The 12,123-nt window shown below is 67.1% G+C and carries 16 protein-coding genes and 1 pseudogene; 9 read left to right on the top strand and 8 right to left on the bottom strand.

Annotated features, from left to right (window positions below):
- Positions 1 to 44: 44 nt before the first annotated feature.
- Both A5787_RS15030 and A5787_RS26760 read left to right on the top strand, forming a co-directional pair.
- The gene (locus A5787_RS15030; protein ID WP_082977238.1) at positions 45 to 899 is read left to right on the top strand and encodes a metal ABC transporter permease; all 855 of its coding nucleotides are present in this window, start codon (positions 45 to 47) and stop codon (positions 897 to 899) included.
- Between the two features lie 91 nt (positions 900 to 990).
- Positions 991 to 1,338, top strand: a pseudogene (locus A5787_RS26760) (Fur family transcriptional regulator); the annotation flags it as partial.
- A gap of 77 nt (positions 1,339 to 1,415) precedes the next feature.
- On the opposite strand, the gene A5787_RS15040 reads toward A5787_RS26760, so the two are convergent.
- Both A5787_RS15040 and mrf read right to left on the bottom strand, forming a co-directional pair.
- On the bottom strand, positions 1,416 to 1,682 hold the full coding sequence (locus tag A5787_RS15040) for a type B 50S ribosomal protein L31 (protein WP_066968252.1): 267 nt from the start codon (positions 1,680 to 1,682) through the stop codon (positions 1,416 to 1,418).
- The gene (mrf, locus tag A5787_RS15045; RefSeq protein ID WP_066968423.1) at positions 1,679 to 2,878 is read right to left on the bottom strand and encodes a ribosome hibernation factor-recruiting GTPase MRF; all 1,200 of its coding nucleotides are present in this window, start codon (positions 2,876 to 2,878) and stop codon (positions 1,679 to 1,681) included. Before mrf ends, A5787_RS15040 begins: the two co-directional genes overlap by 4 nt.
- Positions 2,879 to 2,989: 111 nt before the next feature.
- Here mrf and rpmB point away from each other — a divergent pair, with 111 nt between their 5' ends.
- Genes rpmB through rpsR form a run of 4 tightly spaced genes read left to right on the top strand, consistent with a single transcriptional unit; the run spans position 2,990 to position 3,982 of the window.
- Positions 2,990 to 3,226 (top strand): 50S ribosomal protein L28, encoded by a 237-nt coding sequence (gene rpmB, locus A5787_RS15050; RefSeq protein ID WP_066968425.1) that lies wholly within the window; start codon positions 2,990 to 2,992, stop codon positions 3,224 to 3,226.
- A complete protein-coding gene (gene rpmG, locus A5787_RS15055; RefSeq protein ID WP_066968256.1) occupies positions 3,226 to 3,390 on the top strand; it encodes a 50S ribosomal protein L33 in 165 nt (54 codons plus the stop codon). Before rpmB ends, rpmG begins: the two co-directional genes overlap by 1 nt.
- Positions 3,391 to 3,392: 2 nt before the next feature.
- The gene (gene rpsN, locus A5787_RS15060; RefSeq protein WP_066968259.1) at positions 3,393 to 3,698 is read left to right on the top strand and encodes a 30S ribosomal protein S14; all 306 of its coding nucleotides are present in this window, start codon (positions 3,393 to 3,395) and stop codon (positions 3,696 to 3,698) included.
- Positions 3,699 to 3,718: 20 nt separating this feature from the next.
- The gene (gene rpsR, locus A5787_RS15065) at positions 3,719 to 3,982 is read left to right on the top strand and encodes a 30S ribosomal protein S18 (protein WP_066968262.1); all 264 of its coding nucleotides are present in this window, start codon (positions 3,719 to 3,721) and stop codon (positions 3,980 to 3,982) included.
- Positions 3,983 to 4,434: 452 nt separating this feature from the next.
- Here rpsR and A5787_RS15070 read toward each other — a convergent pair whose 3' ends face one another.
- From A5787_RS15070 to A5787_RS26770, 3 genes are all read right to left on the bottom strand, one after another.
- A complete protein-coding gene (locus A5787_RS15070) occupies positions 4,435 to 5,190 on the bottom strand; it encodes a TIGR03943 family protein (RefSeq protein WP_066968266.1) in 756 nt (251 codons plus the stop codon).
- Positions 5,190 to 6,182: a permease gene (locus A5787_RS15075; protein ID WP_066968269.1), complete on the bottom strand. Its 993-nt coding sequence runs from the start codon at positions 6,180 to 6,182 to the stop codon at positions 5,190 to 5,192. Before A5787_RS15075 ends, A5787_RS15070 begins: the two co-directional genes overlap by 1 nt.
- A gap of 164 nt (positions 6,183 to 6,346) precedes the next feature.
- Positions 6,347 to 8,143, bottom strand: coding sequence for a PPE family protein (locus A5787_RS26770; protein WP_082977241.1), 1,797 nt, complete (start codon positions 8,141 to 8,143; stop codon positions 6,347 to 6,349).
- 129 nt (positions 8,144 to 8,272) lie between these two features.
- Between A5787_RS26770 and A5787_RS15085 the strand changes: the two genes are divergently transcribed.
- Positions 8,273 to 8,620, top strand: coding sequence for a helix-turn-helix transcriptional regulator (locus A5787_RS15085; protein WP_066968273.1), 348 nt, complete (start codon positions 8,273 to 8,275; stop codon positions 8,618 to 8,620).
- Between the two features lie 118 nt (positions 8,621 to 8,738).
- Positions 8,739 to 9,320, top strand: coding sequence for a cation transporter (locus tag A5787_RS15090; protein WP_231993996.1), 582 nt, complete (start codon positions 8,739 to 8,741; stop codon positions 9,318 to 9,320).
- On the opposite strand, the gene A5787_RS15095 is transcribed toward A5787_RS15090, so the two are convergent.
- Positions 9,317 to 10,222, bottom strand: coding sequence for an oxygenase MpaB family protein (locus tag A5787_RS15095; RefSeq protein WP_066968279.1), 906 nt, complete (start codon positions 10,220 to 10,222; stop codon positions 9,317 to 9,319). The two genes, A5787_RS15090 and A5787_RS15095, sit on opposite strands and share 4 nt — an antisense overlap.
- Positions 10,223 to 10,305: 83 nt before the next feature.
- On the opposite strand from A5787_RS15095, the gene A5787_RS15100 reads away from it, so the two are divergent.
- Positions 10,306 to 10,986, top strand: a complete 681-nt coding sequence (locus A5787_RS15100; protein WP_066968282.1) for a TetR/AcrR family transcriptional regulator — start codon at positions 10,306 to 10,308, stop codon at positions 10,984 to 10,986.
- Here the strand turns inward: A5787_RS15100 and A5787_RS15105 are convergent.
- Positions 10,943 to 11,491, bottom strand: a complete 549-nt coding sequence (locus A5787_RS15105) for a hypothetical protein (RefSeq protein ID WP_066968286.1) — start codon at positions 11,489 to 11,491, stop codon at positions 10,943 to 10,945. The two genes, A5787_RS15100 and A5787_RS15105, sit on opposite strands and share 44 nt — an antisense overlap.
- A gap of 7 nt (positions 11,492 to 11,498) precedes the next feature.
- Positions 11,499 to 12,080, bottom strand: a complete 582-nt coding sequence (locus A5787_RS15110) for a VOC family protein (RefSeq protein ID WP_066968290.1) — start codon at positions 12,078 to 12,080, stop codon at positions 11,499 to 11,501.
- Positions 12,081 to 12,123 lie beyond the last annotated feature (43 nt).

A 12,123-nucleotide genomic window follows, 5' to 3' on the forward strand; every position in this document is an offset into this window, starting at 1 on the left:
TTGGCTACCAACCGAATTGGTGGCCGATTCTGACTTCGGAATTCATGCGCAATGCCCTGATCGGCGGCACCATCGTGGCCCTGGCCGCCGGGTTGATCGGCTACTTCGTCGTGGTGCGACAGACCGCCTTCGCCGCCCATGCCTTGGCGCACATCGGATTTCCCGGTGCGACCGGCGCTGTCCTTCTGGGTGTGCCCGTGGTCGTCGGGCTCGGTGTCTTCTGCGTCGGCGGAGCCCTGGTGATTGGCGCGCTGGGCAAGCGGTCCGCCGATCGCGAAGTGGTCACCGGAACGGTTCTTGCCGCCGCGACCGGTTTGGGCCTGTTCTTCAACTCGCTCGCCACCAAGAGCTCCAGCACGGTCACGAACGTTCTGTTCGGGAACCTGCTGGCCATCTCCCACGCCCAGTTGGTCAGCTTCGGAATCCTGCTCGTGGTGCTGGGGCTCAGCGTCGGCGTGATTTATCGACCGCTGCTATTCGCCTCAGTAAATGCTCTCGTCGCCGAGGCCAAAGGTGTTCCCGTACGCGCGCTGTCCATCATCTTCATGACGCTGCTCGGGGTGACTGTGGCGATGGCCGTACAAGCCGTCGGCACGCTGCTGTTGTTCGCCCTGGTCGTCACTCCAGCTGCGACCGCGATCAAGCTCACACCCCGCCCGGTCAGCGCCATGGCCGCCTCGACAGCGATCAGCCTGAGCGCGGTGTGGTTCGGACTGGGCGCATCAGCCATGTTCAACCTGCCACCGAGCGCCACCGTCGTCGCCATCGCCTGCCTCATCTGGGCGACGGTCTGGGCAGGCGACCGCCGCCGGCGCGGTGCCGCCCAGGAAGTGGACGAATCGAGCTGCGCCCCGCCCGCCACCATCACGCCAACGAGGTCTGCTCCCTCGCAGGTTTGACGGTCATGCCACGTGCCGAAAGGAGTGTTTCCCGGTGTCATCGCCGCCTGAATCCCCGCGCAGACGTTCCACGGAGAAGCAACGAGCCGTATTGGAGGTCCTGCGGGAGCAGGAGAACTTCCGCAGCGCCCAACAGCTTTATCTAAACATTCGCCGGGACCGGCAGCTGGGAATTGGCTTGACCAGTGTCTACCGCATCTTGCGGACGCTGGCCGTCGACCGGATCGCCGAGACCCAGCGCGCCGAGGACGGTGAGATCCTCTACCGCCTGCGCACTGAAACAGGCCATCGTCACTACCTGGTCTGCCGGCAGTGCGGTAGAGCCGAAGGATTTACCCCCGTCGCCATCGAAGAACACACCCGTCGGCTGAGCCGCCAACACCATTACAGCGACGTCACTCACCACGTGGATCTGTATGGCACCTGTCCGAGATGCCGGACGGCCACCGACCTCGAAAGCGCCGCCGATCAACCACATCCGACACCCGGCCGTCCTGACGGCCGCGTCGCGGGGGCCTACGAGGATGATTTCCGGTTGCCATAGCGGCGGTGAAACTTCTCCACCTGTCCGGCGGTGTCGACGATGCGGCGCCCGCCGGTCCAGAACGGGTGTGAGTCCGAGGTGACTTCCACAACGACCACCGGGTAAGTGCGCACGCCGTGCGGCGTCTGCCACTCGATGCTCCGAGAGCTCGTGAGAGTCGATCGGGTCAGGAACATCGAGCCTGTGGTGGCGTCTTGGAAGACCACGGGGTGGTAGTCGGGGTGGATGCCGGGTTTCATCGGCCGTCTCCGTCCCGTGTCTGTCGGGCGCGTGTGTCCTCGGCGGCTTCCGCCATTGCCGCACAGGGGTCTTCGTGCCAGTCGCCGAACGGATCGTCGTAGTGGATCCAGTACCGCGGCGAGCGGTACTCCTCGTCGGTGAGCAGCGCGCCGTGCAGGCCGTCGAGGATGTCGCCGCGGCTGGCGCCGCAAACCAGCAGGGTCATCGCCGTGTGTCGATCGCCATGGCGGTCGTCCCATCGCAGCTCGGCGAAGGCGCGACGCTCTGCGTCGATGCCGGCCAGCTCGGACGCGGTCAGGGCCGCCAGCCATTTGCCGGCCGAGCTCACCCGCAATCCGCCGCCGGCCGATTCCAACCACATTGCGTGCTCACGTTGGCTGGCTAGCCAAAGCCGTCCACGAGTTCGGATCACGCCGTCGAGCAGCAGGTCCCGGCAAGCGTGCAGACGGTGCGGATGAAAGGGCCGCCGGGAATTGAACTCGACCAGCATGATCGACCCCTGCGCATTCAAGGGAGGCTGTCCGGCCAGCAGCGGACCGTGTGGATCGTCGCTTCGGCCACGCCGCGCGTCGGGCAGCAGCTGTTCCAGGGCGCGCTCGATGCCGTCGGCGCCGACCCGGATGCGCGCGCGGGGCGACAGACGGCGCAGCGCGCCCGACACGTGCGGGTCGGGACGGTTGAGCACGACCACGTCGGCGAATTCGGCCTGATTGACCACCACCTGGGCGTGGGTGCGTCCATCGTCGAGTTCGGTGTCACCGAGCGCCTGACCCAACCACACCGACGAATCGACACAGTTCACCACCGCGGCGATCGAGACATCCAGAGCCGCAGGACCGTCGACGTACCCGGCCGCCACACGCACTCGGACATGGTTGATCGCCACACAAATCGGTTCGGGTTCAAGCCAGGGCGCCAGGTGCACCACGACACGCTCGACGTCGTCTCGGCGATGCAGCTGGCGCAACAGCACCAGCAGATCGTTGCGGATGGTGCACGCCACGCACCCGTGCGCGAGTTCGAGCCCGGCCTCAGCCGTCGTCAGCACGCCCCGCTGCAGCATCGCCATCGTCCGACGCACCACATGACCGTCGAAACGGTGCTCTACGACGAGCGTGCCGGAGCCGCGCAGCAGCAACCCCACAACCGGGTCGGTGTCGGTCTGGCCAGCGACCAGGATGACGGGCGTCCGCATCATTCCCCTTCTTGATAATCATTTTCATTAGGGCTACCCGTAAGGTACCGTCTCCGGCAGAGCTTGTCGAAAATGATTTTCAATAAGGCGAACGGGTTCGGGGAGGTACCAGTGTCTGCCCATTGCCAAGTGACCGGCCGGGCACCGGGTTTCGGCAACGCGGTGTCGCATTCGCATCGGCGGACTCGTCGGCGGTGGTCACCCAACGTCCAGCACAAGACGTACTACCTGCCGTCAGAGGACCGCCGGATTCGGCTGAGGGTCAGCGCGAAGGGGATCAAGGTCATCGACCGCGACGGCATCGAGGCGGTCGTGGCGCGGCTGCGCCGGGAGGGGCATCGGATCTGATGGCGCGCAACGAGATCCGCCCGATCGTCAAGCTGCGCTCGACGGCCGGCACCGGCTACACCTATGTGACCCGCAAGAACCGGCGCAGCGACCCGGACCGGCTGGTGTTGCGCAAGTACGACCCCGTAATCCGCCGCCACGCCGACTTCAGCGAGGAGCGCTGAGGGTGGCCAAGAAATCGAAGGTCGTCAAGGACGACCAGCGACGTGTCATCGTGGCGCGCTACGCCGAACGCCGCGCCGAACTCACGGAGATCATTCGCTCACCGTCGAGCACGGCTGAGCAACAGGAAGCCGCTCAGCGTGACCTGGCGCGCCAGCCGCGCGATGCCAGCCCCGTGCGGCTGCGCAACCGCGACTCCGTCGACGGACGACCCCGGGGGCACCTGCGCAAGTTCGGGTTGTCACGAGTGCGCGTCCGCCAATTGGCCCACAACGGGCAGTTGCCCGGCGTGCGGAAGGCGAGTTGGTGACGGCTCGGGATGGCTAGGTAATGGCTAAGACACTTCGGCGCGGCCGCCTGACCGCGGATCTCCTGATCAAGCCCAAGAGGAACCTTCTCGCCAGCATCGGGCTCAACGCGGTCGACTACAAGGACACCGCCTCGCTTCGCGTGTTCATTTCGGAGCGGGGCAAGATGCGCTCGCGGCGCGTGACCGGTCTCACCGTCCAAGAACAACGGCAGGTCGCCACGGCGATCAAGAACGCGCGCGAAATGGCGCTGCTGCCCTACCCGGGACCGACCGCGAGTCACTGAAACGTGCTGGGCATCAAGACATCCGGACGATACGAAGGGACTGACCGTTGACTTCGCCGCACGGCGGTACCGACCGCCCGTTCACCGTCGTCGTCTGTGCCGCGTGTGCGGCCGACCACGCCCTCTCGGTCATCGACGAACTTCGTCCCACCATCCGCCGCTGTCCACACGCCATGCTGATCTCCGCCACGTGCATGCTCGGACCACTCACCTGCGCGTCGCGCCCAACCGGATGCGGCGTCATGGCTCTCGTCCAGCCGTGCACGGACGACCGGACAGCCTGCGGACCACCCCATTGGATCGGCCCCATCAGCGACAACGACGGGGCCGCCGCGCTGTGCGATTGGTTGGAGCGCGGACAATGGGAAAATGGTCCTGTGCCAAGGCATCTCGGCAGTCATCAATTTTGGACCCGCAACGCTGGTCGGAGCAATTGAGGCTATGGCAGGTCATCAACGTGGATAATCGTAGGGGTTGGCCGGGGCATCGATGCGAGTGACCGCGGTCGCCTGCAGCGTCGGAATCTTGGGCGAATCCGGTTGCCTGGGCGGGACTTCGCCCTCGACCCGAATCCATGTGTTGTCGGGTAGCCCGGTGGCCTGCGCGGCGGCCGGGCCGCCCAGGTGGATGCGGGCCAGTTGCGCGTCGGCCGCGCAACAGATGATGACGACGCGGCCAAGGTCGATGCCCTGCGCCTCGTTCAGGACAAAGCCGGTCACGGTGATCGGCCGACCCTTCAGCGAGCCGGTGGTGTCCTGAGCCTCGCGCATGAGCACCTCCGGCAGCGACAGTTCGGGAGCCCGGCCGGGGCGGATCGGCGGAAACGCCCGATTCATAACATCATTGGACACCGATGTCACCGACGGCGCGGCGGCCGACGGCCTTAGCGCCGGTGGCGTCACGAAACACAGGGCCACGATCGGAACGACGAGCAGCCACACGATGCCGCGCCGATGCGAGTGCACGTGGCCGTGATCGTGATCGTGATCGTGATCGTGATCGTCGACCTCCTCACTGTTGCGCGGACCGCCGCGGCGGATATCGCCGAGCATCGCCAAGAGGGCCAAACCGATGAGCAGCACCGCCGAAGCGACCAGCCACGGGAGCATTCCCGGCTTGACGTAACGGGTGAATTCGCCCGTGATCGTGATCATGACGATGCTGATGCCCACCACCAGCAGCACCGTGTTCTCTGTTTCGCGGGTCATTACCTGCCAGCCAGAACGAGTAGTCCTACGCCACAGGCGCATGCGATCGCGACAAGGAACGTGCAGGGTGCAAAGCGGGCCGCAAAGGCCCGGCCGAACATCCCGGCCTGCATCGCAAACAGCTTTACGTCGACGGCCGGGCCCACAACCAGAAACACGAGCCGGGGCAGCAGCGGCACCATGATCATGCTGGCGGCCACGAACGCGTCGGCCTCCGAGCACAACGCCAGCACCACCGCCAGGGCGGCCATCACCGCAACGCCCAGGATCAGGTTCGACGCCAGATGCGTGAACACCCAACGCGGCACCACCACATGAAGCGCCGCCGCCGCCGCGGCGCCCACAACCAAATACGACGCGGCCTGAAGGAAGTCATGTCTTGCCGCCTCGGTGAACACCGTCCACCGTGACTCGGTCCCGGTTCCCGAAGCGGGTAACCGGCGGGTGATCCACTCCGCGCGGCCCCAACGTGACCACGCCCAGCCCATGATCACCGCAGTGAGCAGCGACGCCCCCATGCGCGCGACGACCATCCTGGGCGCGCCGGGAAACGCCACCGCGGTGGCCACGAGCACTACGGGGTTGATCGCCGGCGCGGCGAGCATGAACGTCAGAGCCGCCGCTCCCGTGGCCCCTCCTTCGCCAAACAGCCGCCGCGCCACCGGAACCGAACCGCATTCGCAGCCGGGCAACGCAGCCCCGCCGACGCCGGCGGCCAATACCGCCACCGCGGGACGACGCGGCAGCCAGCGCGCCAATCGTTCGGGCGACACGAACACCGCGATCAACCCGCTGACCACCACGCCGAGCGCCAGGAAAGGAACCGCCTGCACGAACACCCCACAGAACACGGTGCCAGCCGTCGATAACGCCGGACTGAGGGCGACCGCGTTCCGCAGCCTCGACGCCGCGAAAGCACCGACGAGCAGAATGCCCACCAGCACTTCCATCGACCCGACCGGCAACTTGGGCCGAGTCCTCAGCGTCGCCATCGTCTCAGTATGTCAGCGCGTGGGCGGCCCCATCGGGACCTGCGGACGATGTCGGCGACAGATCTCTGAAGGTCGCCGCGGCCGCATTCGCTCAGGAAGTCGATGAACGGTTTGTGCGCCCGCACGCCAGGTGTGTACACGAAGGGAATGGGGAGGGAGCAAGGCTAACTGCCGCGTCGTTCGCTGTCGCGGGCCCCTTCGGCACCCTCGCGGGCACCGCCCGGGCCCCACGTGGCCGGCAACATTGGCATCCGCGGGCCACCGCCGAACTCGTCATCGGCCAGGGTGGTCAGACCCGCCGCCTCGGCGGCCGCTTCCTTGCGCGCCGTGCCGGCGAACCCCAGCGTTTCGGCGCCCCGGTCGGAGGCCCCCGTCTCGGCGGCGGGCGGTCCACCCCAGTCCGGGTCGACGTCGACATTCATGTCCATGTACTCGTCGTCGTACCCGCGCTGCCGCTGCCGTTGGCGCCGACGCGCCCGTGCCGCCTCGCGAGCAGACGCCGCAGCCGCCGCAGCTGCGCTGTCGGGTTCCGGCGCTTTTCTTTTCGCGCTGGAACTCGCACTGGCGCCCATCCCCGAGCCGGACCCGAGGCGGGGAGGACCCACCACATACGGAGGAAGAAAAGCCGCCGAACCCGCGGCCGCGGGCGGCGCTGTGGGTGCCGGGCCCGCGGGGGCCGGTGGGCCGGAAGGCGTGGGCGCGGGCGCCGGGGCCGACGCGGGCGCCGCAGCCGGCGCCGTGAAAGTCGGCCCCATCGCGGCGATCGCAGACAAGGGCGGGGCGGCCGCGACGGGAGCCGGCGCGGCGACGACGGGTTGCGGGATGGCCGCCAGCCCGGCCAGCCCGGCAAGGCCGCCAGCGGACGCGAGCGGGGCGGCCGCCGCGGGAAGCGCCGCCAACAGTGCGGCGGGCTGGCTGGTCAGGGTAAACGCCTCGGCCAGGTGCGTCGGCCAGTCGAACAGCTCCAGGCTGACCAGGTACTGGAAGGCCAGCACCGGATTCGACTGTAGGTAGACGAAGAACTGCTGGTAATCCTCGAAAACTTCGAGGCTGCGGACCACCCACCACATCGGCTGGGTCGGGTCCGCGTAAGCGTCGTATTCCAATCCATTCACGGTGCCCTCGGCGGGATTCCAATGCACCCCGAAGTTCTGCAAGATATTCGCGACGAAGTTATCCAGCGCATTGGAGACCGTCGGGTCGTGTGTCAATAAGCTATTGCCGATGCCGAACTGTTGCAGGAAGTTAGAGATCTGCGGGCTGTTCACAAAGTTCGTGAAATCGTTGAACGGGTTGATGTTCGGGTTGCTCACGAAGTCCTGGTACGCCTGCAGCGGGCTCTGCAGGAACTGCTCGATCTGTTGAACGAATAACTGCAGTGGATTGGTAGCCGCCGACGCCTGGGCCGGGGTTTGCGCGTCGGATTTCAGGATTTGCGGCGCCGGGGGGGTTTGCGGTGTAGACGCCACCGCCGTGCTGGAGACCGCCTGATAGGTGGCCATGGTGGTGGCGGCCTGGATCCACATCCGCACGTAGTCGGCCTCGTTGAGCGCAATCGGGATGGTATTGATCCCAAAGAAGTTGGTGGCCAACAAGACTCCGTGCACGACGTGGTTGGCGGCCAGTTCAGGCAAGGTCGGCATGGCGGCCAACGCGGTGGTGTAGGCCGCGGCCATGGCCTCGTGGGCGGCCGCGGTTTCCGCGCTGTCGGCGACGGCCTGCGTCAACCAGGCCAGAAATGGGGCGTGGGCGGCGACGTACGACGCGGCACTCGGCCCCTCCCACGCGCTGGCCTGCACCGACGCAAGCACTGCGATGAGTTCGTCCGCCGCCGAAGCGTATTCGGCGCTCAGCGCATTCCACGTCCCCGCCGCGGTCAGCAGCGACCCCGGCCCGGGGCCGCTGCTCAGCAACGCCGAGTGCAGCTCCGGCGGCGAGGCCATCCAGACCGGTGCGGTCATAGGCACTCCTCGGGCTGTGAGGGTCTACCAGACGGAACAGACTTTAATGAAAACGATTGTCGTTATCAAGCCAGCGGCGCCATCGATCCAAAAGCAGTTCATATCACTGTCGACTGTATTGTTCAGCCCATGATGACGCTTGAAGCGCGTGAGCTGACATTGGCCCGGCTGGGGCGGGCGTTGGCCGATCCGACGCGGTGCCGGATCCTGCTAGCCGTGCTCGACGGCGCCAGCTATCCCGGCCAACTCGCGTCCGAGCTTGGGCTCACGAGATCGAACGTCTCCAACCACTTGTCCTGCTTACGCGGCTGCGGTTTGGTGGTGGCGAGTTACGAGGGCCGCCAGGTCCGTTACGCGTTGGCCGATCCGCATCTTGCTCGCGCGTTGACGGAGTTGGTACGGATGGTGCTTACCGTCGACCGCGAGCGGTCATGCGTCGACGATGGCGTGCAATCGGCGGGAGGGCACCATGGGTGATGGTGCCGTCACCCGACCGTCCATGGGCGAAGTCCCTTGCGGTGGCGAGTGCCGCGCTGCGGCGGCCACGAATTCACTTGATGGGCAACGGCGTACGACGTTGTCGCGGCGTGTGCGCATGCTCGTTGCGGCGACGATTGCCTACAACCTCGCCGAGGCTATGGTTGCCATCGGTGCCGGGTCGGCCGCATCGTCGACCGCGTTGATCGGATTCGGACTGGACTCATTGATCGAGGTGTCGTCGGCCGCCGCGGTGGCTTGGCAGTTCTCGGGTGCCGACCCCGAGGCGCGGGAACGCACCGCGATGCGGATCATCGCGGTGTCGTTCTACGCGTTGTCCGGCTATGTGACTTTGGAGTCCGCGCGATCGTTGTTTTCCTGTGCGGCAGCCGCACCCTCGACGGTCGGGATGGTGCTGGCGGCGGTGTCGCTGGTGGTCATGCCGGTGCTGTCGTTCGCGCAACGGCGTGCCGGACGGGAGCTGGGTTCGGCCAGCGCGGTCGCCGACTCCCGGCAGACGCTTTTGTGCACCTACCTGTCAGGCGTCCTCTTCGCCGGGTTGCTGCTGAATTCCCTGTTCGGCTGGTCGTGGGCCGACCCGGTGGTCGCCTTGGTGATCGCCGCCGCCGCGCTAAGGGAAGGCCGCGCCGCCTGGCGGGGCAAGTGCGGCTGCTGGGGCGGCCGCCAGCCGATGCGTTAGACGAGGGGGCGCCCCGTCCTGATCCGGCGGTCGACGTCGGCCAGCAGCGCGTTGAACGGGAAGTTCCGGACGAAGCGCGGCAGCATGCGGTTGACCGTGCGCAACACGGCCATCAGCCGGTCGAAGCGCCGTTGCCGGGCGGCGTCCCAGGGCAGCCGCATCTCGTCGCGGAACCGCTGCGGCAGAAAGCCCGTGGTGATCAGCAACGAGAAGTCGTCGGACAGGCGTTGCAGCCGGCGCGGCAGCGCTACGCCCCGAATGCGGCCCGCGGCAATGGGATACAGGTAGTCCCGGACCGCGTCGTCGATGTGCACCTTGGCCAGCGACTCCTGCCAATAACGATCGAAGGCCGCCCGGTCCGCCGGCCACATCTCGGGCGGCACCTGCAACGTGGTGGCCAGGGCCATGCCCTCGCGATAGTGGCGGTCGGCGTCCTCGCCGTCCAGTTCACCGATGAAGATGCGGTAGATGTCGACCCCGCCCTTGTACAGGCACGCCCCCACCCACAGCTGCAGGTCGACGTCGAAGGCGTTGTACTGCACCGGGCTGTCCGGGGTGGAGTAGACCTGCGCGTGCGCGCGGTTGACCGCCCGGCGGAAGGCCTCCTTCTGGGCGTCGCTGCCGGCGGTGGCCACCGCGAGGTAGGTGAAGGTGGTGCGCGCGCGCTTGATCGGGTGCAGATCCACCCGGCCGCTTTCGACGCGGCTCTCCATCACCCCGTAGCCGACGCCGGGCCGCGCCAACTGCATGATGACGTTTGCGGGCCCGGCCAGTAGCGCCACGCCCATCAAGCCCTCGTCCATGCCCAGGGCGCGTCTACCCGGGGACCGTCGGGCATGCCGCGACCGGGGCGGGTCGGCGACGGGGCGTTCCACCTGCCCAATCGGCTCGTGTATGGCCATCGTAAGTCCTCCCGCGGCACCGCCCGCTAAATGTGCGAACGCCTGTTTCCCGATGTTGTCCTGTTACCGGCGCCGGTGTCAAGATGGTGGCTATGGCTGAGGGTTCCAGCGCGCGGCCCTACCGGGGCGTTGAGGCTGCCGAGCGGCTCGCCGGCCGCCGGCGCCGGTTGCTGACCGCGGGCCTGGAACTTCTGGGCGCGGAAAAACGAGACATCTCCGACCTGACCGTTCGCGGCATCTGCCGCCAGGCCGGCCTGGCGGCGCGCTACTTCTACGAGAGCTTCACCGACAAGGACCAGTTCGTCGGGCGGGTGTTCGACTGGGTGGTCGCCGAGTTGGCGGCCACCACCCAGGCCGCGGTGGCGGCGGTGCCGGCGCACGAGAAGACCCGCGCCGGGATGGCCAACATCGTGCGGAGCATCGCCGGCGACCCCCGCGTCGGGCGGCTGCTGTTCAGCACCCAGCTGGCCAACTCGGTCATCGTGCGCAAGCGCGCCGAATCCAGCGCACTGTTCGCCATGCTGTCCGGCCAGCACGCCGTCGACACGCTGCGGGCGCCTGCGAACGAGCGGGTCAAGGCGGCGGCGCACTTCGCGGTCGGCGGCGTCGGACAGACCATCAGCGCCTGGCTGGCCGGCGATGTCCAACTCGGGCCGGACCAGCTCGTCGATCACCTGGCCGCGCTGCTCGAGGAACTCACCAACCCGCAGCTGTACCGCGTCACGGAAACAGCGGCAGATGCCACAGCCGCATCCCGGGATTGATCAACCACAACCGCATCAGCGTGAGTCGCAGCAGCCGTTGCGCACTGAAGATCATGAAGACCGCCACCGGCACCTCGATCAGCAACGCCGTGGTGACCGACAGCCAGACGTCCTTGGGCCCGGCGGTCATCAGGTCGAACCACGCATCGCAGATCAGCAACACCCCGGTGGTGAACGCGGCCGGGACCAGCAGCTGACGGCGCAGGTAGCCGAGCACTGCGGTGGCCATCATGAACCCGACCAGCAGGACGTCGAAACCGATCCAGGTGAGGGTCCAATTGTGGGCGACGTAGTTCTGCGGCAGCGTCATCGACAGATACCCGAGCCAGGGGATCATCGCGATCGAGCCCCCGGTCATCAGGCTCAACCGGATGCGCCGTATCCGGCCGAGGAACTCCGGATCGATCACGTCGCTCAGGGGTTGCTCGAGCCGGCTGATCAGGTCCCGGCGCTGCTCGGGCGTCAGAGCCGCGATCTGGGCGTCGGACAGAATGCCGTCGGTCATCTCCGTTTCAGCGTACGGCCTCCACGGACGGCCTGCGGTCGGCCGCGGTCTTGGGAACGGCCTTGGTGTCGCTCGTGCCGAATTCCCTGACCCAGCAGGCGAATTCCAACGTGATGCCGTCGGGGTCCTGGAAGTAGAACGAGCGCACGTAAACGCCGGGATGCACCGTCGCCGAGACCTGGCGCTCGCTCTCGTCGTGGTTGAGCACCGGGCCGACCCGCACGCCTTTTGCCTTGAGGCGCTGGCGGTAGTCGTCGAATTTCTCGGCCGGAACGTGGAACGCCAGGTGGTTCATGGTGCTCACCGCGCTGGTGATGTCGCCGATGCCGGGGATCGCGCCCGGCGACGAGAGGCCAGGCACGCGGTCGGGGGCGTCGGCGAACCAGAAGAACGCGACGCAATCGCCGTTTCCGGCGTCGAAGAAGAAGTGCTGTCCCGCGCCGTCGGGCAGGTCGAGCGATTTGATCAACGGCATCCCGAGGATGTTGGAGTAGAAGTCCACCGTCCGCGCCATGTCCGAACACACCAGCGCGACGTGGTTGATGCCGCCGAGCTCGAATTCCGCGTTGGCGTTGTGCGGCTTGATCATCGTGCGGCTCCCGTCCGCGGGGTCATGGCCAAGAGGCAAATCT

Origin of the sequence: Mycobacterium sp. 852002-50816_SCH5313054-b, assembly GCF_001667185.1 — a bacterium.
GTDB lineage: Bacteria > Actinomycetota > Actinomycetes > Mycobacteriales > Mycobacteriaceae > Mycobacterium.

Coding starts and splice junctions, on each gene's coding strand:
- A5787_RS15075 (WP_066968269.1), bottom strand. CDS start 6,182: ATGGCGACGCTGAGGACTCGGCCCAAGTTGCCGGTCGGGTCGATGGAA.
- rpmG (WP_066968256.1), top strand. CDS start 3,226: ATGGCGCGCAACGAGATCCGCCCGATCGTCAAGCTGCGCTCGACGGCC.
- A5787_RS15090 (WP_231993996.1), top strand. CDS start 8,739: ATGCTCGTTGCGGCGACGATTGCCTACAACCTCGCCGAGGCTATGGTT.
- mrf (WP_066968423.1), bottom strand. CDS start 2,878: ATGCGGACGCCCGTCATCCTGGTCGCTGGCCAGACCGACACCGACCCG.
- A5787_RS15085 (WP_066968273.1), top strand. CDS start 8,273: ATGATGACGCTTGAAGCGCGTGAGCTGACATTGGCCCGGCTGGGGCGG.
- A5787_RS15095 (WP_066968279.1), bottom strand. CDS start 10,222: ATGGCCATACACGAGCCGATTGGGCAGGTGGAACGCCCCGTCGCCGAC.
- A5787_RS15110 (WP_066968290.1), bottom strand. CDS start 12,080: ATGATCAAGCCGCACAACGCCAACGCGGAATTCGAGCTCGGCGGCATC.
- A5787_RS15030 (WP_082977238.1), top strand. CDS start 45: ATGCGCAATGCCCTGATCGGCGGCACCATCGTGGCCCTGGCCGCCGGG.
- A5787_RS26770 (WP_082977241.1), bottom strand. CDS start 8,143: ATGACCGCACCGGTCTGGATGGCCTCGCCGCCGGAGCTGCACTCGGCG.
- rpsR (WP_066968262.1), top strand. CDS start 3,719: ATGGCTAAGACACTTCGGCGCGGCCGCCTGACCGCGGATCTCCTGATC.
- A5787_RS15040 (WP_066968252.1), bottom strand. CDS start 1,682: ATGAAACCCGGCATCCACCCCGACTACCACCCCGTGGTCTTCCAAGAC.
- A5787_RS15105 (WP_066968286.1), bottom strand. CDS start 11,491: ATGACCGACGGCATTCTGTCCGACGCCCAGATCGCGGCTCTGACGCCC.
- A5787_RS15100 (WP_066968282.1), top strand. CDS start 10,306: ATGGTGGCTATGGCTGAGGGTTCCAGCGCGCGGCCCTACCGGGGCGTT.
- A5787_RS15070 (WP_066968266.1), bottom strand. CDS start 5,190: ATGACCCGCGAAACAGAGAACACGGTGCTGCTGGTGGTGGGCATCAGC.